A 20,678-nucleotide genomic window follows, 5' to 3' on the forward strand; every position below is an offset into this window, starting at 1 on the left:
ATCGGTATGCGTGGCGGCGGCTTGCGATCACGCCTCGCGCAAGTGCAGCTCGGCAGCCGGCGGCGCAACCGTCGCGCCGTCGCGCACCGCATGCGGCAGGATCATCGACGTGCGCTCGATCGCCGCGCCGCCGATGCATTCGACGAGACGCTGCCACGCTTGGCGGCCGATGTCGCGGTTCGGCGTCGCGACGCTCGCGAGCGGCGGCGCGAGCAGCTCGCCGATCGCGATCCCGTCGAAGCCGAGCACCGACAGGTCGTCGGGGATCGAGAAACCCGCGCGGCGCAGGCCGCGCATCACGACCATCGCGAGCAGGTCGTTGCTGCAGAAGAGGGCGGTCGGACGCGTGGCGTGCGCGGTGAGATGCGCGAGCACCGCATCGGGCAGCTCGGGCGCGGTGAAGTCGACTTCGACGGGCGGCAGCGGTGCGACGCCGGCTTCGTCGAGCGCTTGCGCATAACCGAGATGACGCTGGCGTGCGCGATCCGACGCCGCGAGCGAACCGGCCAGCATCAGCACGCGGCGATGACCGTGCGCGGTCAGCATCTTCACGCCGTCATAGGCGGCGCGGCGGTTGTCGACCGACACCGACGGGCGGCGCTGCGTGTCGTTGTGCATCAGCACGTAGTGCGGACCGTCGCGGTCGAGCATGTCGAGCAGCGGATGCGTGTCCGCGTCCGCGACGGTGAGGATCAGCCCTTCGACGCGCTGCTCGCGCAGCGTCTCGATCGCATGACGTTCGCGCGCCGCGTCGTATTCGGTCGTCATCAGGATCAGCTTGAAACCGGCCGCGGTCGCGAGCGCGTCGATGCCTTGCAGGCAGTCGGCGAACACCGGGTTCGACAGCGTCGGCACGACGACGCCGACGAGCCGCGTGCGCTCGCCGCGCAGTTGCCGGCCGAGCGGGCTCGGGCGGAACTGCAGCGTGTCGATGGCGGTGCGGATCGTCTGCAGCGTGGCGGGGCTGACGGTATGCGGCGCGTTGATCGCACGCGAAACGGTGGCGATCGAGAAGCCCGCGAGGGCGGCGACGTCCTTGATGGTCGAGGTCATGAAGTCATGCGATGTAAACGTTTTCGGCCGGGGAATTATCGAAAACGTTTGTGACTTCGCGATGACGCATGCGACGTTGTTTCGCGACAAGCACGATACAAACGTCAGACGGTTGAGGCCGTCGGACACGCGCGGTCGATTGTATCGGCACGAAGGTGCGGCGCGGGACGAAATCGTCGGCCGTGTGGTATCGGTGTCGTATCGGTGTCGAATGCGCGGGAGGAAACGGTGCGACGATGGCCGGTGTCGCGATGCGGCGCGGCGGAATGAGGGAACGCATGCGCCAAGCAATGGTAGAATCGCGTCCGCCCTCTTGCCGGGGTGATGAAATTGGTAAACATAGCGGACTTAAACGATTGAGTGCCCGGCCGGAAACGGTCGGTGCAGAACCCTTCAAATTCGGCGAAACCCCTGATGTACGCATCGAGGCAACGCCGAGCCAAGCCTCGCGGCACTCGCGAGGAAGGTGTAGAGACTAGACGGGGGGCACCTAAGGCGCACGGGCAGCGGTCACGCCCGCGCGCGACGGTGAAGGCATAGTCCAGCGCACGAACGGTTCGCGCATGCGACGCCGGCTTCGAAAGAAGCAGTGTGACGAAAATCCGCCGCCTTAATTGGCTTGCCGGTTCAAGTCCGGTCCCCGGCACCATCGATCGCGCCGATTCGATGGAGGTGTGAAAAACCCGCGAGAAATGCAGCGCTCGCGGGTTTTTTTGTTTGGTGCGGATGCATGCAGCGCCACGCGCTGCGCGTCGATGCGACGAAAGCGACGCCATGTGATACTTGGCACGCGCTTCTTACCGACGCATTCCAACGCAGTTCGCCTCTCGCAATCCCATCCGTCATGACCGACTCGACCCATCATTATTACGAACCCTCGCAAGGCCACGGCCTGCCGCACGATCCGTTGAACGCGATCGTGGGCCCGCGCCCGATCGGCTGGATCTCCTCCCGCGGCAGCGACGGCACGCTCAATCTCGCGCCGTACAGCTTCTTCAACGCGTTCAACTATCGCCCGCCGATCATCGGTTTTTCGAGCACCGCCGCGAAGGACAGCGTGCGCAACGTGCAGGAGACCGGCGAGTTCGTGTGGAATCTCGCGACACGCGATCTCGCCGAGCAGATGAACCAGACCTGCGCCGCCGTGCCGTACGACGTGAACGAATTCGAACTGGGCGGCTTGACCGCGGTGCCGTCGCGTCTCGTCGACGTGCCGCGCGTCGCGGAAAGCGGCGTGAACTTCGAATGCAAGGTGACCGACGTGATCCGGCTGCGCGATCATCGCGGTGTCGAGACGCCGGCCACGCTGGTGCTGGGCGAGGTCGTCGCCGTTCATATCCGCCATGACCTGCTGAAGGACGGCATTTTCGACACGTTCGGCGCGGGCATCATTCTTCGTGCGGGCGGCCCGTCGGCCTACGTGCACGTGACGCCCGACAGCCGCTTCGACCTGTTCCGTCCCGACGCGTGATCGATCGCGCGTCGCAGTAAGCTGGCAAGCGGGCGCACGCGCGCCCAAACCTGAAAGACCCCGCAGAGATCGAGGATTTCGCGGGGTCTTTTGCTTCGTACCCTCACATGATCGGGACGCGCCGATCCGTCGGCGACGCCCGATCGTCGCCCGCCCGACGACCCTGCACCGCAAAACCCGTGCTGCGCCGACTCCGCCGGCCGCACCTCACGCGCTGCGGCGATCCGCCATGGCAAATCTGCTCACCGCGAACGAGCGGCTTGGGCATCGACGTCCGCCGCTGCAAGGCATAGATTTCCAAGGTTGACGTGCTTATCCGCGCGTCAGCTCGCGCGCAGGCCGGCAACCGGCCTGCGCGTTCCCAAACAGCGTGAGACACAATCGAGCGTGGAGACGACACGATGAGCCTGTCAGAGCCATTGCGTCTGCATGTGCCGGAGCCCACCGGGCGCCCGGGCTGCAAGACGGACTTTTCCTATCTGCATCTATCGCCGGCCGGCGCCGTCCGCCGCCCGCCGATCGACGTAGCCGCGGCGGACACCGCCGATCTCGCCCGCAGCCTCGTGCGCGTGCTCGACGACAACGGCAAGGCCGTCGGCCCGTGGGCGCCCGATCTCGACGATGCGCGCCTGATCGCCGGGCTGCGCGCGATGCTCAAGACCCGCATTTTCGACGCGCGCATGATGATCGCGCAGCGCCAGAAGAAAATCTCCTTCTACATGTTGAGCCTCGGCGAGGAGGCGATCGGCACAGCGCACGCGATGGCGCTGCGCGACGGCGACATGTGCTTTCCGACGTACCGGCAGCAGAGCATCCTGATCGCGCGCGACGTGCCGCTCGAACGGATGATTTGCCAACTGATGTCGAACGAGGGCGATCCGCTGAAGGGCCGCCAACTCCCGGTGATGTACTCGGATCGCGAGGCCGGTTTCTTCTCCATTTCCGGCAATCTCGCGACGCAGTTCATCCAGGCGGTCGGCTGGGCGATGGCGTCGGCGATCAAGGGCGACACGAAGATCGCGTCCGCGTGGATCGGCGACGGCGCGACGGCCGAAGCCGATTTCCACACCGCGCTCACGTTCGCGCACGTGTACCGCGCGCCGGTCGTATTGAACGTGGTCAACAACCAGTGGGCGATCTCGACGTTTCAGGCGATCGCGGGCGGCGAGGGCACGACCTTCGCCGGACGCGGCGTCGGCTGCGGGATCGCGTCGCTGCGCGTCGACGGCAACGACTTCCTCGCGATCTACGCGGCGTCGAGCTGGGCGGCCGAACGCGCGCGCCGCAATCTCGGCCCGACGCTGATCGAGTGGGTGACCTACCGCGCGGGCGCGCATTCGACGTCGGACGATCCGACCAAGTACCGGCCGAGCGACGACTGGTCGCATTTCCCGCTCGGCGATCCGATCGAGCGCTTCAAGCGCCACCTGATCGCGAAGGGCATCTGGTCGGACGGCGCGCACGATGCGCTGACGGCCGAGCTCGAGGCCGAGGTGCTCGCCGCGCAGAAGGAGGCGGAGAAATTCGGGACGCTGGCCGACGACCGGATTCCGTCGCCGGCGTCGATGTTCGACGACGTATACAAGGAGCTGCCCGCGCACCTGCGCCGTCAGCGCCAGGAACTGGGAGCGTGATCATGGCGCAACACGAGACAGAAACGGCGACGCAGCCGATGACGATGATCCAGGCGCTGCGCTCCGCGATGGACGTGATGCTCGGGCGCGACAGCGACGTGGTCGTGTTCGGGCAGGACGTCGGCTACTTCGGCGGCGTATTCCGCTGTACCGAAGGACTGCAGAACAAATACGGCAAGTCGCGCGTGTTCGATGCGCCGATCTCGGAAGGCGGGATCGTCGGCGCGGCGGTGGGGATGGGCGCGTACGGGTTGCGCCCCGTCTGCGAGATCCAGTTCGCCGACTATTTCTATCCGGCGTCCGACCAGATCGTGTCGGAAGGCGCGCGGCTGCGCTACCGCTCGGCCGGCCAGTTCACCGCGCCGATGACGATCCGGATGCCGTGCGGCGGCGGCATCTACGGCGGGCAGACGCACAGTCAGAGCCCGGAGGCGATGTTCACGCAGGTGTGCGGGCTGCGCACGGTGATGCCGTCGAATCCGTACGACGCGAAAGGGTTGCTGATCGCGTCGATCGAGAACGACGATCCGGTGATCTTCCTCGAACCGAAACGGCTGTACAACGGCCCGTTCGACGGCCATCACGAACGGCCCGTCACGTCGTGGCTCAAGCATCCGGCGAGCGCGGTGCCCGAAGGCTACTACACGGTGCCGCTCGATACGGCCGCCGTCGTGCGCCCCGGCAACGACGTGACGGTGCTCACGTACGGCACGACGGTGCACGTGTCGCTCGCCGCGGCCGAGGAGACGGGCATCGACGCGGAAGTGATCGACCTGCGCACGCTGTGGCCGCTCGATCTCGACACGGTCGTCGCGTCGGTGCGCAAGACCGGGCGCTGCGTCGTGGTGCACGAGGCGACGCGCACCTGCGGCTATGGCGCGGAGCTCGTGGCGTTGGTCCAGGAGCACTGCTTCTACCACCTCGAAGCGCCGGTCGAGCGCACGACGGGCTGGGACACGCCGTATCCGCATGCGCAGGAGTGGGCGTACTTTCCGGGCCCGGCCCGGGTCGGTGAAGCGTTGCGACGCGTGATGGAGGCGTGAGATGGGGATTCATGTCATCAAGATGCCGGATATCGGCGAAGGGATCGCCGAGGTCGAGTTGGTGGCCTGGCATGTGGAAGTCGGGCAGACGATCAAGGAAGACCAGCCGCTCGCCGACGTGATGACCGACAAGGCGGCGGTCGAGATTCCGTCGCCGGTGGCGGGCAAGGTGATCGAGCTGGGCGGCCGGATCGGCGAGATGATGGCGGTCGGCAGCGAGCTGATTCGGCTGGAAGTCGAAGGCGACGGCAATCTGAAGGCCGCGCCACCGGTGCGGGAAACAAAGGTAGCAACCGCACCGGTCGCGGCGGCGGCGCCGTCGAAGCCGGCGGCCGACGCGCCGGCCGAGCCGCCTGCGCAGCCCGCGGCGCCGCGTGCACCGGCGAAACCGCGCCGCGACGAACCGGCCGCGCAGCCGCGCGCGGCGCTTGCGCCCGGAGAGCGGCCGCTCGCGTCGCCGGCCGTGCGTCAGCGCGCGTGGGACATGGGCATCGAGTTGCGCTACGTGCGCGGCACCGGCGAAGCCGGGCGGATCCTGCATGCGGATCTCGACGCGTATGCGCGCACCGGCGGCAGCTCGGCGCACGGATCGCAACCGCGCGGCTACGACGAACGCCACGACGAAACCGAAGTGCCGGTGATCGGTTTGCGGCGGGCGATCGCGCGCAAGATGCAGGAAGCGAAGCGCCGCATCCCGCATTTCAGCTACGTCGAGGAGATCGACGTCACCGAGCTCGAATCGTTGCGCACGGAACTGAACCGCCGCCACGGCGACACGCGCGGCAAGCTCACGCCGCTGCCGCTGCTGATCCGCGCGATGGTGATCGCGCTGCGCGATTTCCCGCAGATCAACGCGCGTTTCGACGACGAAGCGGGCGTCGTCACGCGTTACGGCGCGGTGCACATGGGCGTCGCGACGCAGACGGACGGTGGCCTCACGGTGCCGGTGCTGCGGCATGCGGAAGCGCGCGACGTGTGGTCGATCTCGGCGGAAATCGCGCGGCTCGCCGATGCGGTGCGCGCGAACCGCGCGCAGCGCGACGAGCTGAGCGGCTCGACGATCACGATCTCGAGCCTCGGCGCGCTCGGCGGCATCGTGTCGACGCCGGTGATCAATCATCCGGAAGTCGGCATCGTCGGCGTGAACCGGATCGTCGAGCGGCCGATGATCCGCGACGGCGCGGTCGTCGCGCGCAAGATGATGAACCTGTCGTCGTCGTTCGATCATCGCGTCGTCGACGGCGCGGACGCGGCCGCATTCATCCAGGCGGTGCGCGCGGTGCTCGAACGCCCGGCACTGCTGTTCGTGGAGTGAGCCGATGAAGAACGAACACACCACACTGCTCGTCATCGGCGGCGGCCCGGGCGGTTACGTCGCCGCGATCCGCGCCGGCCAGCTCGGCATTCCGACCATGCTCGTCGAACGCGAGCGGCTCGGCGGCACCTGCCTGAACATCGGCTGCATTCCGTCGAAGGCATTGATCCACGTGGCCGACGCGTTCGAACAGGCGTGCGGTCATGCCGGCGAGGGCGCGCTGGGGATCCGCGTGCGCACGCCCGAGATCGACATCGCGAAAAGCGTCGCGTGGAAGGACGGCATCGTCGACCGGCTGACGCGCGGCGTCGGCGCGCTGCTCAAGAAGAACGGCGTGCGCGTGCTGCACGGCGAAGCGCGCGTGATCGACGGCAAGACCGTCGAAGTCGTCGGCGGCGGCCATGCGGTGCGGATCGGTTGCGAACACCTGCTGCTCGCGACCGGTTCCGAGCCGGTCGAACTGCCGTCGATGCCGTTCGGCGGGCATGTCGTGTCGTCCACCGAAGCGCTGTCGCCCGCGACGCTGCCGAAGCGGCTGGTCGTCGTCGGGGCCGGCTATATCGGGCTCGAACTCGGGATCGTCTATCGCAAGCTCGGCGTCGACGTCAGCGTCGTCGAGGCGGCCGAGCGCGTGCTGCCTGCGTACGATGCCGAACTCGTGCGGCCGGTCGCCGATTCGCTCGCGCGCCTCGGCGTGCGGCTGTGGCTCGGCCACACGGTGCTCGGGCTGGACGCGCACGGCGCGGTGCGCGTGCGGGCGGCCGACGGTGCCGAGCACACGCTGCCGGCCGATCGCGTGCTGGTCGCCGTCGGCCGCCGGCCGCGCGTCGACGGGTTCGGGCTCGAGTCGTTGCTGCTCGATCGCAACGGCCGCGCGCTGCGGATCGACGACGCATGCCGGACTTCGATGCGCAACGTGTGGGCGATCGGTGACGTCGCGGGCGAACCGATGCTCGCGCATCGCGCGATGGCGCAAGGCGAGATGGTGGCCGAGCTGATCGCCGGTCGGCGTCGTCGGTTCACGCCCGCGTCGATTCCGGCCGTGTGCTTCACCGATCCCGAGATCGTGACGGCCGGCTGGTCGCCGGACGACGCACATGCGGCCGGCGTCGACTGCCTGAGCGCATCGTTCCCGTTCGCGGCGAACGGGCGCGCGATGACGTTGCAGGCGACCGACGGGTTCGTGCGCGTCGTCGCGCGCCGCGACGATCACGTGATCGTCGGCTGGCAGGCGGTCGGGCGCGGGGTGTCGGAGCTGGCCGCGGCGTTCTCGCAGTCGCTGGAGATGGGCGCGCGGCTCGAAGACATCGGCGGCACGATTCACGCGCATCCGACGCTCGGCGAGGCGCTTCAGGAAGCGGCGCTGCGCGCGCTCGGGCACGCGCTGCACGTGTGACCTGTTCGCCGAACGCAGGCGCCGGAGCGCCGCGCGCGCCTCGGCGTGCATTGGGCCTGCATCGGGCATGCGCGGCCGGCCGCCGTGTCGGAACCGCTCCGAAACGGCTGGCCGCGTATGCGCCGGGTGTCAGGCAAGCGCGCTCCGATCGGCGTGCCGCGTCGTCACGTCACGATAGAACGCGTCGATCGCTTCGATCATCTGCGACAGTCCCGGCTGCTCGAGCGGATAGTGACCGGCGTTCTCCAGCATCTCGACCTTGACCGGAACGTGGCGGACCCGCGCGAGGAACGGCTCGCTCAGATGCCGCGGCGTCCAGCGGTCCGCGGCCGGCTGCGTGAGCAGGATCGGGCACACGGAGAAATCCTCCGGCTCGACCACCGGCCGGTACGACATGTAGGAATCGAGGAACGCCATCGTCATCGCGTTGCCGGCCGAGGTCCGGTCGGACAACCATACCTTCAGCGCATCGTCGCGGTTCACGAGCGCGTGCATCTTGCTCGCGAGCGACATCGGGATGCGCATGGCGCGCAGCGGCGTCTTCGCGGCGAAGTGCGTCATCGGGCCGCCGACGCGGCTCATGAACAGATTGCGTGCGGTTTCGTCGCGCACCTGCTGCAGGCGCTGGTCGAGAAAAGTCATGCCGACGATGCCGTCGACTTTCCCGTTCAGCGCGGCGACGTGGTACGTCAGCATGCCGCCCGCGCTCAATCCGTACAGCACGATCGGCCGATCGTCCTTCGCGCGCTCCGCGTTGATCAGGTCGCTGCCGGCGCGCACCCAGTCGTCGTAGCGCACCAGCGCGCCGCGCGCCACTTCGGTCATCCCGTATTCGGGCATGTCGACCGCGATCGTCTCGTAGCCGCGGCGTGCCAGTTGCTCGCCGACGATCATCGACATTTGCCGTCCGTTCGTGCCGACGCCATGGAACAGGATCACCTTCACCTGCGCGCGGGGATTGCGATACGTATCGAGATGGAGGCGATGGCCCCACCAGTGCCACCATTGCTCGTCGGGCTGGCGATCGGCCGCCCACTGGAAGTCGGGCGGCAGGAACGCCTGCATGGCGCGCCAGACGGGCTGATCTGCATAGGTTCTGGACATGGCATCGGACTCCGGTCGGTCGAGTGAAAGGGCGGTTGCGATGGCACCCATCATCGCGCGGCACGCGGCTCGCGCCCATGCTGGCGCGGGCCAACCGCTTTAGAATCTAGGCCAACCCACGTCACGAGGCGCCCGATGAACGTCTGGAACTTTGTCCGCAGCCCGGCTTCCGTCCTGCTGATGATCGCGTTCGGGCGAGACCGCGGGATCGCGCCGGCGGCCCTGCTGAAGGGCTCGCAACTCACGCTGAAGCAGCTCGCCGATCCGGATTTCACGGTGCTGGCCGCGCAGGAGCGGGCCGTCGCGTCGAACCTGCTTGCACTGGCCGGCGACGAGCCGGGGGTGGGCTTGACGGTCGGCCTGTCGTACCAGCTTTCCGCCTACGGATTGCTCGGATACGGGCTGCTGAGCAGCGCGACCGGGATGGATGCGGTTGCGCTCGCGGGCCGCTATCTCGCCTTGACGTATACGTTCGTCGGGATGACGTACCGTCGCACCGGGCGGCACGGCACGATCGTGTTCGACGCGGCGCCGGAATTGTCCGCGCCGCTGCAGCGCTTCTTCGTCGAGCGCGCGATGGGCGCCGCGTGCCGCGTGCTGCGCGACGTGATCGGCAGCGCGTTCACCCTCGCGACGTTCGACCTCGCGTACGACGCCGAACCCGGTGGCCGGCACGTGCTCGGCACGCCGGTCCGCTACCGGCGGCCGGCCAATGCGATCACGTTCGAGCATGCGCACCTCGAACGGCCGTTGCCGCAGGCCAATGCCGCGACGGCCGCGATGTGCGAGCGCATGTGCGCGGAGCTGATCGCGCGCCGGCGCACGCGGGTCGACCTCGTGTCGTTCCTGAACGAATACCTGTCCACGCGGCCGTTCGACCGACCGCCGCAACTAAAGGACATCGCGACGCTGCTGAACACGAGCGAGCGCACGCTCAAGCGCCGGCTGCGGGAGGAGGGCGCGAGTTTCCGGGACATCTCGAATGCGGTGCGCAAGGCGCGCGCGCAGGCGCTGATCGCCGAAGGGCGGCTGTCGATCAAGGAAATCGCGGACGAACTGGGGTTCAGCGACATCTCGTCGTTCTCGCAGGCGTACAAGCGCTGGACGGGCGTGGCGCCGAGCGTGTCGCGGCAGGCGGCGCCCGGTTCATAGCGGGGCGCGGGCGAGGCGGCGGTCGCGGTTGACCGTCCCGCGCGAACCGTTCATCGTGTCGCTATCCCGCCTGATTGATTGGCCGCGCATCGGCGGGTTCGCCGCGGTGCGGCATGGCGAAACGCCGCGTGCACGCGGCTTTTTCTGCCGATTGGCGCACACGTGCGCCTCACGGAACGACCGGACATGAAACTGTTGCTCATCGGCGCGACCGGGCTCGTCGGGCGCCACGTCCTCGAAGTCGCGCTCGCCGACGCGCGGGTGGACCAGGTCGTCGTGCTCGCGCGCCGGCCGTTGTCGCCGCATCCGAAGATGCGCGCGCTGGAGGTCGACTTCGATCGACTGCCGGACGCGGCCGACTGGTGGCGGGCCGACGCGGTGATCTGCACGCTCGGCACCACGATGCGCGTCGCGGGCACGCAGGCCGCATTCCGCCGCGTCGATCACGACTATCCGCTCGCGGTCGCGCGTCTTGCGCACCGGCATGGCACGCCGACCTACGTGCTGAATTCCGCACTCGGCGCGGACGCTGCATCGCGCATCTTCTACAACCGCGTGAAGGGCGAGGTCGAACAGGCGCTCGCCGGCGTCGGGTTCGATTCGCTCACGTACGTGCGACCGGGCCTGATCGGCGGCAGCCGCGATGAATTCAGGTTCGTCGAGCGGCTGTTCGTGTTCGCGTTGGGCGCCGTCGGGCCGGTGCTGCCGGCGAAGTGGCGCGTGAATCCCGCGCCGCGGATTGCGCGTGCATTGCTCGACGCGGCGATCGACGCAAGGCCGGGCGTGCAGGTCGTCGCATCCGACCAACTGGTCTGATGCGGTGCGGGCGGGTGCGTCCGACATCGACTGTCTCGATCCGGCGTTCTCGCCGGGCCCCAGTACGCCGGTTTCGGACGGTCTATCGAGCCATCAGGTGCTCGAGATCCCGCGTCACCTCGACGGCATCAACCCAGTCGGCGTGGACGTGATCGAAGTGTCGCCGCCGTACGATCATGCGGAAATCACGTCGCTTGCCGGTGCGACGATCGCGCTGGGACTGATCTGCCTGCATGCGTCGCGCCGGCGGCAGAAAAAGGAAGCCTCAATCGATGGACGATTTCACCTGGCGCGAGGCCATTCCCGGCGACGCGGCCGAGTGTATCGCGCTGCGGGCATGCACGCGCGAGAACGCGTTCCCCGAAGCGCGGTTGCGCGCGCTCGGCATCACCTCGAAAGCTGGGGCGACGGTATCCGCGGCGGCCTGTTCTCGGGCCATGTCTGCTGCGCGTCCGGACGCATGGTCGACTACTGCTTAGGCGACACCGGCTCGGGCGAGATCGTCGTGCTCGCGATGCTGCCCGAGTATGAAGGCGCTGGGATCGGTAAGCGGTTGCTGCGGCGCGTGATCGACGATTTCGCGGCGAACGGCTTCACTTCGCTGTTTCTCGGCTGCTCGACCGATCCCGCGTCGCGCTCGTACGGGTTTTATCGCCATCTCGGCTGGATACCGATTGGAAAGCTAGATGAGGTGGGGGACGAGATCTCGACACTTCAGGTCGGGCCTCAGTAGTCCGACAAGTGATTTTCCTTGGAAGCGGAATATTTTCTAAAGGGTATTCAGGTGGTAGAGTGAATAGATATCGAATGAAAGTGGAGACGATTTTTCTATTCCACACAGGCTTGGATCGGGACGCTTGTTCAGTTGGGCGATGCCGAGCATGTCAAAGAAAGAGGCTGAATCTACCAGTTCAATAGGTATGTATTGTTCGGTGGATGCTCTGGCCGCGTCAACTGCTCCTTGCTGAAATTTTGTAGAGGAAACGAAGATGCCGCGAGCGTATCCTCCCAGCATTAGCGCTCCAAGAAAGGAGCGAATCTGTTCGACTTCTATTGAGCGGCTCAATCTCTTTACTTGAACACCAATTTTTTTGCCATCATTCTCTAACAAAATAATATCAATTCCGCCATCTCGCGAATACGTTGTTAGTGTTGTGTCATATCCGTGATCTCGGAATACACTGGCAACCGTTTCTTCAAATAGTCTTGGATGCAAGGTGCCTCCGGATTCAAAGCGTCGCATAAGATAATTTCGGACTTGAGTTATTGGAGTATCAATGCACGATAATTCAAGATCCTTGATAACTGCCATGCTGTAGAGGGTGAGGCACCAATGTTGCCATTGTAGTGCTGGTAAAACCGCTTGTTCCATGGCGACCCACCATCCGCACGTAGGACATATATAAAGAGTTGAACGTTGCGCGAGCACGTCTCCGCTCAATCTGACATGTAATTTACTCGGGGCAATTCTATCTCGAATAAATGCTTTCATTGTTGGAACATAGGCTTCCTTGAAGTCTTGAAATGATTTATTCCAGAGATCGACGTTGCAAAATTCGTCCATCAATATTTTGCAATAAACACATCTGACCTCTTCCGGCGGGCCGCTGCCCTCGGGACAGGTTGGTAAGTCCAGGGATTTGAAAAAAGGAAAATATTGACCGGGTGAGTGCTGCCAAGGGCCGTTCATGACGGTGATCTCCGAATTTAGGATTGGATACCTATTTTTATTAGATGGGCGGCGGTCGATTCAATGTAATGGGAGGAGGTGAGGAAAGCTAGAAATTTGATTGGCGAGAAGATTCATCGGCCGGGAAGATATTGGACAGGAAGGTAGTTTTTGGGCTTGTACCAAGATCGATTCGTTTTTGTCTCATTGATCGGACAATTTCGAAAGTCGATGAACTTCGGGTAATCACCGATATCTCGCAAGTTGTATATACAAGATCATCCGCTGGCAATGTCGGCACACGTCGTGCCGCTTGCGCGCCAGCGTGCAGACCCTGCGCGCGTGGCGCATGCCGGCGATCCACGGCGCCCCGCATTCGCCGAGCCGAAAGGGCGGCTCGCAGCTTCCTGTCTCGTTCAAACCATGTGTGGTCCTGAGTATTTTGGAGATTGACCCGTGTCAACGAATTCCAGTGGAAAAGCCGGCGGCCTGATCGAGGTTCGCTCGATCGACTTCATTCCCGACGCCGAGCGCCACGGCGGCCTGCTGAGCCAGTTCACGCTGTGGCTGTCGGCCAACATGCAGATCACGGCCATCGTCACGGGCGCGCTCGCGGTCGTGCTCGGCGGCGACGTGTTCTGGTCGCTGGTCGCGCTGCTGCTCGGCCAGCTCGTCGGCGGCGCGGTGATGGCGCTGCACGGCGCGCAGGGGCCGCAGCTCGGCCTGCCGCAGATGATCTCGAGCCGCGTGCAGTTCGGCGTGTACGGCGCGATGATCCCGATCGTGCTCGTGTGCCTGATGTACATCGGCTTTTCCGCGAGCGGCTCGGTGCTGGCCGGGCAGGCCGTCGCGCAGCTGCTGCACGTCGACGACGCGGCCGGCATCCTGCTGTTCGCGGCCGTGATCGTGGTGCTGACCGTGTTCGGCTATCGTGCGATCCACTTCGTCGGCCGGATCGCGAGCGTGGTCGGCATCGTCGCGTTCGTCTACATGTTCGCCCAACTGTTCGCGAACCACGACATCGGCGCGCTGCTCGCGAACCGGCATTTCTCGCTGCCGAGCTTCCTGCTCGCGATGTCGCTGTCCGCGTCGTGGCAGATCGCGTTCGGCCCGTACGTCGCCGACTATTCGCGCTATCTGCCGCGCTCGACGTCGTCGGTCGCGACGTTTCTCGCGGTCGGCCTCGGCTCGGTGGTCGGCGCACAGGCGGCGATGGTGTTCGGCGTATTCGCGGCCGCGCTCGCCGGCAGCCAGTTCGCGCACCACGAAGTGTCGTACATCGTCGGCCTGGGCTCGACGGGCGCCGTGGCCGCGCTGCTGTATCTCAGCATCGCGTTCGGCAAGGTGACGGTCACGGCGCTCAACGCGTACGGCAGCTTCATGTCGATGGCCACGATCGTCAGCGGCTTTCGCGGCAAGCATGCGGTATCGTCGAAGAGCCGTCTCGTCTACATCTTCGGGATGATCTGCGTGTCGACGCTGATCGCGCTCGCGGGCCGTCATTCGTTCCTGAAGGAGTTCACCGCGTTCATCCTGTTCCTGCTCGCGTTCTTCACGCCGTGGAGCGCGATCAACCTCGTCGACTACTACTGCTTCACGCGGTCGCGCTACGACGTGCCGGCGCTGTCCGATCCGGATGGCCGCTACGGCCGCTGGAACGCGATGGCCATCACGATCTATGTGGTCGGCATCCTGGTGCAGTTGCCGTTCATGTCGACGCACATCTACACGGGGCCGCTCGTCGATGCGCTCGGCGGCACCGACATCTCGTGGATCCTCGGCCTCGTCGTGCCGGCCGTGCTGTATTACGTCGGCGCCCGCGCGTCGCGACGCAGCATTCCCGAACGCCTGATCCTGCCGCTCGAACGCGGCGAAGTTCCCCACTGACGACACGTCCCGTGCATCGGGCCGGCAAGCCGCCGGCCCGGGCGCGGAGCCAGGTGCGGCCAGCGCCGGGCGCTGTCGACGCAATCCCATATCCCGCGATGGCGGTGCGGCATTCACGCCGCGCCATGCATCGTTTCAATCTCGATCCATTGAATAGTATGACTAAGTATATTGAAGCGCGCGGCATCGATTGCCGCGCGCGGCCGGTGCACGCCGGTGTTCGCGTCACGGTGGCGATCGCCTGCGTCGCCGGTTCGGGCGCTGCGCTCGCGCAGGACGGCGTCACGCTGTACGGCGTGATCGACGAATTCGCGCAGTACGTGAATACGGGCAACGGCTATACGGCCGCGATCAATTCGGGCGGCCAGTAGGGCAGTCGATTCGGATTGAAGGGCGGTGAGGATATCGGCGGCGGCCAGAAAATCGAGTTCGCGCTGGAAAACGGCTTCAATCCGAACGACGGCTCGCTCGCGAGCGCCGGCAGCATGTTCAACCGGCAGGCATGGGTCGGCATCGCGGGACAGTGGGGCAAGGTGCGCGCGGGCCGGCAGAATTCGCCGCTATTCAACGACCAGGGCGGACAGGATGCGTTCGGCGGCGTCACGCAGGCATCCGGCATGGACAACCTGACCGTGTTCGCGTTCCGCACGAGCAACACGCTGTCGTACCAGAGCCCGCAGATCGCCGGTTTCCAGGGCGGGCTGTACTTCGGGTTCGGCGACGCGGGCGGCGTGCGCTCGGCCGGTTCCAGCCAGCAGTTCGACCTGACCTACGAACACGGCCCGTTCGGCGCATTCGTCGCGGGCCAGTGGTTGAAGAGCGCCGCGGCGACCACGACCGATCGCACGCTCATGGCCGGTGCGTCTTACGCGATCGGCAAGGCGACCGTGTACGGCGGTTTTTCCGCCGTGAAGTGGGCCGATCTCGGCATCGATTCGCGCGTGTACGGCGTGTCGGTCAAATACCAGTTCAATCCTGCCAACTACGTCGCGCTCGGTTACGCGTACCTGCACGATCAGTCGTCGCAAGGCAACAATGCGGATCAGCTCGGGCTGATGTACGAGTACGATCTGTCGAAGCGCACGAGCTTCTACGGTGCGCTGTCGTACCTGCGCAACCGCAATCAGGCCGGCTACACGCTCGCCGGTGCGGCGAACCCCGGCCTGCCGCTCGCGTACCCGGGCGCGAATGCGCGCGGCGTGCAACTCGGTATCGTGCATCGCTTCTGACGCATGACGTGACGCGCCGGGGCATGGGCGCCCGGCGCGTGCTCCGGGCGCATGCGCGCCGTCATTTCCCGAGCCGCTCCGCGAGCGAGTAGCGCTGCATGCAGCGCTCCATCGCGTCGAGAAACGCGTGCTCGGCCGCATTCATCTTGCGGTCGCGATGCCATAGCAGGAACACGTCGACATCGACGAGCCCGTCGTCGGGCGGTAGTCGCCACAGCCGTTGCTGCGCGATGTCGTCGCGCACGATGTGCTCGGGCAGGCAGCCGATCCCGTAGCCCGCGAAGATCAGCCGCCGCACTTCCTCGAGGCTCGGCGACGACGCGACGATGCGTCCCGTGAAGCCTCTCTGGTCGCGGAACACGGTGAGCGGCGACAGGCTGTCGCCGATCTGGTCGCTCGTGAACGACACGAAGTTCTCCGCGAGCAGGTCGTCCATCCGCAACTGCGTCTGCCCGAACAGCCGGTGATGGCGGCCGCAGTAGATTGCATAACGCTGGCGCAGGAAGCAGCGCATCTCCAGCTTGTCGTGCGGCGTGCGGCACAGGCCGAGCCCGGCCGTGGCCGTTTTCTGCAGCAGCGACGACAGGATGTCCGACGAGCGCATCACTTCGATCTGCAGATCGATACGCGGATACGCGCGATGGAAATCCGCGAGGAACTCGTCGTAGACGGGCGATTCGATGCGGCTCACCGTCAGCAGCCGGATCGAGCCGGTCAGGTCGGCCGTGCTGTCGTCGATTTCGGTCTCGAGGCGCGAGATGCCGCCGTAGATGTCGCTCGCGATCCGGTACACGGCTTCGCCGGCCGGTGTCGGCGCGAAGTGCGCGCCGCGCCGCTCGATCAGCCGGCGCTCGAGCGTCTCCTCGAGCCGCCGCAGCGCCTGGCTGACGGCCGGCTGCGTGACGTGCAGGCGGGCGGCCGCGCGGCTCACGCTGCGCTCCTGCATGATCACCAGATAGGTGCGCAACAGGTTCCAGTCGAGGCGGTCGTTCAGGAACGGGGCGAGATCGGGGCGCATCGGGTCTCCGGAGGCAGGCATTAGTTCGATTTATATCGTGAATAATAACTTGAAATTTGACTAATGATTTGCGGTCGCCGATAAAGGAGGGGCGCCGCAGCGTGCGGCGCGAGGCCGCGACAGACGGCCGTCGTCACGATATTGCGCGTCGCCCCGCCGCGGCGTGCATCAGGAGCCCGCATGACCCAGTCCCTTCCTTCCGCCCGCCAGCCGGGGCGCGCCGCGACGGCCGCGTTCATCGGCACGATGATCGAGTGGTACGACTTCTACATCTACGCGACCGCTGCCGCGCTCGTGTTCGGCGAACTCTATTTCCCGTCGCACGACCCGTTCGTCAGCACGATGGCGTCGTTCGCGACGTTCGCGGTCGGCTTCTTCGCGCGTCCGCTCGGCGGCGTGATCTTCGGCCATCTCGGCGACCGCATCGGCCGCAAGAAGGCGTTGATGACGACGCTGATGATGATGGGTGTCGCGACCGTCTGCGTCGGGCTGCTGCCCGATTATTCGAAGGTCGGCATCCTCGCGCCGGTGCTGCTCGTCGCGCTGCGCATCGTGCAGGGGATCGCGGTCGGCGGCGAATGGGGCGGCGCGGTGCTGATGGCGGGCGAGCATGCGCCGCAGGGGCGCCGCACGTTCTTCGCGTCGTTCGCGCAGCTCGGCAGCCCGGCCGGGCTGATCCTGTCGCTGATCGCGTTCCGCGCGGTCACGTCGATGGACAAGGCCGATTTCCTCGCATGGGGCTGGCGCCTGCCGTTTCTCGCGAGTTCGGTGCTGCTCGTGGTCGGCATCCTGATCCGGCTCGGCGTGAACGAGTCGCCGGAATTCGCGCGGGTCAAGGAAGCCAACCGCACGGTGAAGCTGCCGGTCGCGGAAGTGTTCCGCTCCGCGTCGGGGCTCGTGCTGCTCTGTATCGGCGCGAACACGATCGGCATCGCGGGCGTCTATTTCACGAACACGTTCATGATCGCGTATACGACCCAGTACGTCGGCGTATCGCGCTCGCTGATCCTCGACAGCCTGTTCGCGGTCGCGATCATCCAGTTCTTCGCGCAGCCGCTCGCCGCTTGGATCGCCGAGCGCATCGGCGGGGCGCGCTTCCTGAAACTCGCGGCGCTGCTCGCGATGCTGTCGCCGTATCCGATGTTCATGCTCGTGCAGGGCGGCACGTCCGCGTCGCTGATCGCGGGCATCGCGCTCGCCGTCGTCTGCATGGCCGGCTTCTACTCGGTGATCGCGGGCTTCGTCAGCGACGTGTTTCCCGCACACGTGCGTTATTCGGCGATCTCGCTCGCTTACCAGATTTGCGGCGCGATCGCGGGCGGCCTGACGCCGCTCGCCGGCACGTGGCTCGCGCATCGCTTCACGGGCCAGTGGTGGCCGCTCGCGGTGTTCTACACGTGTCTCGCCGGCATTTCGCTGCTCTGCATCGTCGCGCTCGATGCGCGTCGCGCCGCGCGGCCGGCCGCCGCCGAAGCGCTCGGCTCGCATTGAACCTCCACGAACGAATCGATCCGGAATGCATATGAACGACCTGCTGGAAATCGACGGCGCCCGCCTGTGGCGCAGCCTGGCCGACATGGCGCGCGTCGGCGCGACACCGCGCGGCGGCGTGCGGCGCCTCGCGCTCACCGATGACGACCGGCGCGGGCGCGACCTGTTCGCGCAATGGTGCCGCGACGCGGGGCTGACGGTGAGCGTCGATGCCGTCGGCAACCTGTTCGCCAGGCGCGACGGCGCCGATGCGCACGCCGCGCCGGTGCTGATCGGCAGCCATCTCGACACGCAGCCCGAAGGCGGCCGCTTCGACGGCGTCTACGGCGTGCTCGCCGCGCTCGAACTCGTGCGCACGCTGAACGACGCGGGCATCGCGACCGACAAGCCGCTCGAGATCGTGTCGTGGACCAACGAGGAAGGCGCGCGTTTCGCGCCGGCGATGCTCGGCTCGGCCGTGTTCACGGGCGCGTTGCCGCTCGACGACGCGCTCGCGAAGCAGGATGCCGACGGCGTCACGCTCGGCGCGGCGCTCGACGCGTGCGGTTATCGCGGCACGCGCGCAATGGGCGGCGCGGTCGACGCGTATTTCGAGGCGCACATCGAACAGGGGCCGGTGCTCGAGGCGAACGGCACGACGATCGGCGTCGTCACGGGCGGCCAGGCGATCCGCTGGCTCGACGTGACGGTGACGGGCGTGGCCGCGCACGCGGGCACGACGCCGATGCCGTATCGCAAGGATGCGTATTTCGCGAGCGCGCAGATCGCGCTCGAACTCGAACGGATCGTCGCCGCCTACGCGCCGCGCGGGCTCGCGACGATCGGGCAGGTCGGGATTCGCCACGCATCGCGCAACACGATTGCCGGCGACCTGACGTTCACGGTCGACCTGCGTCATCACGACGATGCCGAAGTCGATGCGATGGAGCGCGACCTGCGCGACGCATGCGCCCGCGTCGCCGCCGCGCGCGGCGTGCAGGTGGCGATCGATACCTGCTGGCGCAGCCCGGCGACGCCGTTCGACCGCGATTGCGTCGGGCTGGTCGCGCAGGCGGCTGCCGCATTCGGCTACACGCACGAGCGCATCGTGAGCGGCGCCGGCCACGACGCGATCCTGCTCGCACGCCGCTTCCCGACCGCGATGGTGTTCATTCCGTGCGTCGACGGCCTGTCGCACAACGAAGCCGAGGATGCGTTGCCCGACGACGTGACGCGCGGCACGAACGTGCTGCTCCATGCGGTGCTGGCGCGCGCGGGCATCGCAACGCGCGTCGAAGCGCCGGCCGCGACGCACGGCGCCTGATACGGCGAATCGACGAGGACCACCATGAAAACCTATTTCCATCCCGAACAACTGCTGCACCATCCGCGCAGCTACCTGTCGCGCGGCCAGATGCGCGAGCCGCAGGAAGTGCCCGAACGCGCGGCGCGCCTCGTTGCGGCCGTCCGGTCGCTCGACTTCGACGTGCGCGAGCCGGCCGACCGCGGCGCCGCGCCGATCGCGGCCGTGCACGACATGAACTACCTGCGCTTTCTCGAGGATGCGCACCGCGACTGGAAGCGGATGCCCGACGACTGGGGCGACGAAGTGATGTCGAACGTGTTCGTGCGCGATCCGAACCCGCTGCGCGGCGTGCTCGCGAAAGCCGCGCGCTATCTCGCCGACGGCAGTTGCCCGGTGGGCGCGAATACGTGGCGCTCGGCGTACTGGTCGGCGCAGGACGCGCTGGCTGCGGCCGCCGACGTCAACGACGGCGCACGCGAGGCCTACGCGCTGTGCCGGCCGCCCGGTCATCATGCGCGCCGCGACGCGGCCGGCGGCTTCTGCTACCTGAACAACGCGGCGATCGCCGCGCAGGCGCTGCTCGGCCGGCATCGCCGCGTCGCGATTCTCGATACCGACATGCATCACGGGCAGGGCGTGCAGGAGATTTTTTACGGCCGCGACGATGTGCTGTACGTGTCGATCCACGGCGACCCGACCAACTTCTACCCGGTCGTCGCGGGCTACGAGGAAGAGACGGGGGCGGGCGCCGGCGCCGGCTTCAACCTCAACCTGCCGATGCCGCACGGCGCGCCGGAGTCGGCGTTCTTCGAGCGGCTCGACGACGCGCTGCGCGCGCTCGCGCGGTTCGAGCCCGACGCGCTCGTGCTCGCGCTCGGCTTCGACATCTACAAGGACGATCCGCAATCGCAGGTCGCGGTCACGACCGACGGGTTCGGGCGGCTCGGCGGCGCGATCGGTGCGCTCGGATTGCCGACGGTGATCGTGCAGGAGGGCGGCTATCACCTCGAGAGTCTCGATGCGAACGCGCGCGCGTTCTTCGGCGGGTTTGCCACGAGGCGCTGACCGGGCCGGCGGAATCGGACCGTACGCCGACAGAAAACGGCCGCATGTGA

15 protein-coding genes and 3 pseudogenes are annotated in these 20,678 nt (G+C 66.7%); 14 read left to right on the forward strand and 4 right to left on the reverse strand.

Annotated elements, in window-relative coordinates; genetic code table 11:
* Window positions 1-27 precede the first annotated feature (27 nt).
* Window positions 28-1,053, reverse strand: a complete 1,026-nt coding sequence (locus tag WS89_RS17710; protein WP_059792347.1) for a LacI family DNA-binding transcriptional regulator — start codon at window positions 1,051-1,053, stop codon at window positions 28-30.
* Window positions 1,054-1,897: 844 nt separating this feature from the next.
* Between WS89_RS17710 and WS89_RS17715 the strand changes: the two genes are divergently transcribed.
* The 5 genes from WS89_RS17715 to lpdA all read left to right on the forward strand — a co-directional run bounded on the left by WS89_RS17715 (window position 1,898) and on the right by lpdA (window position 7,912).
* Window positions 1,898-2,524: a flavin reductase family protein gene (locus tag WS89_RS17715; protein ID WP_059501889.1), complete on the forward strand. Its 627-nt coding sequence runs from the start codon at window positions 1,898-1,900 to the stop codon at window positions 2,522-2,524.
* Between the two features lie 401 nt (window positions 2,525-2,925).
* The gene (locus WS89_RS17720) at window positions 2,926-4,158 is read left to right on the forward strand and encodes a 3-methyl-2-oxobutanoate dehydrogenase (2-methylpropanoyl-transferring) subunit alpha (RefSeq protein ID WP_059501890.1); all 1,233 of its coding nucleotides are present in this window, start codon (window positions 2,926-2,928) and stop codon (window positions 4,156-4,158) included.
* 2 nt (window positions 4,159-4,160) lie between these two features.
* Window positions 4,161-5,201 (forward strand): alpha-ketoacid dehydrogenase subunit beta, encoded by a 1,041-nt coding sequence (locus WS89_RS17725; protein WP_059501892.1) that lies wholly within the window; start codon window positions 4,161-4,163, stop codon window positions 5,199-5,201.
* Window position 5,202: 1 nt separating this feature from the next.
* Window positions 5,203-6,516 (forward strand): dihydrolipoamide acetyltransferase family protein, encoded by a 1,314-nt coding sequence (locus WS89_RS17730; RefSeq protein ID WP_059792349.1) that lies wholly within the window; start codon window positions 5,203-5,205, stop codon window positions 6,514-6,516.
* A 4-nt stretch (window positions 6,517-6,520) separates the two neighbouring features.
* Window positions 6,521-7,912: a dihydrolipoyl dehydrogenase gene (gene lpdA, locus WS89_RS17735; RefSeq protein ID WP_059792351.1), complete on the forward strand. Its 1,392-nt coding sequence runs from the start codon at window positions 6,521-6,523 to the stop codon at window positions 7,910-7,912.
* A 129-nt stretch (window positions 7,913-8,041) separates the two neighbouring features.
* On the opposite strand, the gene WS89_RS17740 is transcribed toward lpdA, so the two are convergent.
* On the reverse strand, window positions 8,042-9,016 hold the full coding sequence (locus WS89_RS17740) for an alpha/beta hydrolase (protein ID WP_059792353.1): 975 nt from the start codon (window positions 9,014-9,016) through the stop codon (window positions 8,042-8,044).
* Window positions 9,017-9,151: 135 nt separating this feature from the next.
* Here WS89_RS17740 and WS89_RS17745 point away from each other — a divergent pair, with 135 nt between their 5' ends.
* From WS89_RS17745 to WS89_RS17755, 4 genes and pseudogenes are all read left to right on the forward strand, one after another.
* Window positions 9,152-10,168 carry an AraC family transcriptional regulator gene (locus tag WS89_RS17745; protein ID WP_059792355.1) on the forward strand — a complete coding sequence of 339 codons (1,017 nt, stop codon included), beginning with the start codon at window positions 9,152-9,154 and terminating at the stop codon, window positions 10,166-10,168.
* A gap of 186 nt (window positions 10,169-10,354) precedes the next feature.
* Window positions 10,355-10,984 carry an NAD(P)H-binding protein gene (locus WS89_RS17750; RefSeq protein WP_059792357.1) on the forward strand — a complete coding sequence of 210 codons (630 nt, stop codon included), beginning with the start codon at window positions 10,355-10,357 and terminating at the stop codon, window positions 10,982-10,984.
* Window positions 10,985-11,006: 22 nt separating this feature from the next.
* Window positions 11,007-11,249, forward strand: a pseudogene (locus WS89_RS32660) (arginase family protein); the annotation flags it as partial.
* Window positions 11,250-11,256: 7 nt separating this feature from the next.
* Window positions 11,257-11,717 (forward strand): annotated as a pseudogene (locus tag WS89_RS17755) (GNAT family N-acetyltransferase).
* Between the two features lie 36 nt (window positions 11,718-11,753).
* Here the strand turns inward: WS89_RS17755 and WS89_RS32665 are convergent.
* Window positions 11,754-12,674, reverse strand: a complete 921-nt coding sequence (locus tag WS89_RS32665; RefSeq protein WP_082741890.1) for a restriction endonuclease — start codon at window positions 12,672-12,674, stop codon at window positions 11,754-11,756.
* A 435-nt stretch (window positions 12,675-13,109) separates the two neighbouring features.
* Here WS89_RS32665 and WS89_RS17760 point away from each other — a divergent pair, with 435 nt between their 5' ends.
* Window positions 13,110-14,540, forward strand: coding sequence for a purine-cytosine permease family protein (locus tag WS89_RS17760; protein ID WP_059792359.1), 1,431 nt, complete (start codon window positions 13,110-13,112; stop codon window positions 14,538-14,540).
* A gap of 158 nt (window positions 14,541-14,698) precedes the next feature.
* Window positions 14,699-15,769: pseudogene (locus WS89_RS17765) on the forward strand (porin).
* Between the two features lie 61 nt (window positions 15,770-15,830).
* Here WS89_RS17765 and WS89_RS17770 read toward each other — a convergent pair.
* On the reverse strand, window positions 15,831-16,787 hold the full coding sequence (locus WS89_RS17770; protein ID WP_034206911.1) for a LysR family transcriptional regulator: 957 nt from the start codon (window positions 16,785-16,787) through the stop codon (window positions 15,831-15,833).
* 180 nt (window positions 16,788-16,967) lie between these two features.
* Here WS89_RS17770 and WS89_RS17775 point away from each other — a divergent pair, with 180 nt between their 5' ends.
* From WS89_RS17775 to WS89_RS17785, 3 genes are read left to right on the forward strand one after another with little or no spacing between them, the layout of a single operon-like run.
* Window positions 16,968-18,278 carry an MFS transporter gene (locus WS89_RS17775; protein WP_059792361.1) on the forward strand — a complete coding sequence of 437 codons (1,311 nt, stop codon included), beginning with the start codon at window positions 16,968-16,970 and terminating at the stop codon, window positions 18,276-18,278.
* A 31-nt stretch (window positions 18,279-18,309) separates the two neighbouring features.
* Entirely contained in the window at window positions 18,310-19,581 is a 1,272-nt protein-coding gene (locus WS89_RS17780; RefSeq protein WP_059792363.1) for a Zn-dependent hydrolase, read from the forward strand.
* A 24-nt stretch (window positions 19,582-19,605) separates the two neighbouring features.
* Complete coding sequence (locus WS89_RS17785) at window positions 19,606-20,628, forward strand: histone deacetylase family protein (protein WP_059792365.1); 1,023 nt, start codon at window positions 19,606-19,608, stop codon at window positions 20,626-20,628.
* The last annotated feature ends 50 nt before the right edge of the window (window positions 20,629-20,678 follow it).

Source organism: Burkholderia sp. MSMB1072, from assembly GCF_001524725.1.
GTDB lineage: Bacteria > Pseudomonadota > Gammaproteobacteria > Burkholderiales > Burkholderiaceae > Burkholderia.

Excerpts from the sequence above, each read along its gene's own strand:
- WS89_RS17780 (WP_059792363.1), top strand. The coding sequence starts at position 18,310 with ATGAACGACCTGCTGGAAATCGACGGCGCCCGCCTGTGGCGCAGCCTG.
- WS89_RS17725 (WP_059501892.1), top strand. The coding sequence starts at position 4,161 with ATGGCGCAACACGAGACAGAAACGGCGACGCAGCCGATGACGATGATC.
- WS89_RS17770 (WP_034206911.1), bottom strand. The coding sequence starts at position 16,787 with ATGCGCCCCGATCTCGCCCCGTTCCTGAACGACCGCCTCGACTGGAAC.
- WS89_RS17715 (WP_059501889.1), top strand. The coding sequence starts at position 1,898 with ATGACCGACTCGACCCATCATTATTACGAACCCTCGCAAGGCCACGGC.
- WS89_RS17720 (WP_059501890.1), top strand. The coding sequence starts at position 2,926 with ATGAGCCTGTCAGAGCCATTGCGTCTGCATGTGCCGGAGCCCACCGGG.
- WS89_RS32665 (WP_082741890.1), bottom strand. The coding sequence starts at position 12,674 with ATGAACGGCCCTTGGCAGCACTCACCCGGTCAATATTTTCCTTTTTTC.
- WS89_RS17740 (WP_059792353.1), bottom strand. The coding sequence starts at position 9,016 with ATGTCCAGAACCTATGCAGATCAGCCCGTCTGGCGCGCCATGCAGGCG.
- WS89_RS17775 (WP_059792361.1), top strand. The coding sequence starts at position 16,968 with ATGACCCAGTCCCTTCCTTCCGCCCGCCAGCCGGGGCGCGCCGCGACG.
- WS89_RS17785 (WP_059792365.1), top strand. The coding sequence starts at position 19,606 with ATGAAAACCTATTTCCATCCCGAACAACTGCTGCACCATCCGCGCAGC.
- lpdA (WP_059792351.1), top strand. The coding sequence starts at position 6,521 with ATGAAGAACGAACACACCACACTGCTCGTCATCGGCGGCGGCCCGGGC.
- WS89_RS17730 (WP_059792349.1), top strand. The coding sequence starts at position 5,203 with ATGGGGATTCATGTCATCAAGATGCCGGATATCGGCGAAGGGATCGCC.
- WS89_RS17750 (WP_059792357.1), top strand. The coding sequence starts at position 10,355 with ATGAAACTGTTGCTCATCGGCGCGACCGGGCTCGTCGGGCGCCACGTC.
- WS89_RS17745 (WP_059792355.1), top strand. The coding sequence starts at position 9,152 with ATGAACGTCTGGAACTTTGTCCGCAGCCCGGCTTCCGTCCTGCTGATG.
- WS89_RS17710 (WP_059792347.1), bottom strand. The coding sequence starts at position 1,053 with ATGACCTCGACCATCAAGGACGTCGCCGCCCTCGCGGGCTTCTCGATC.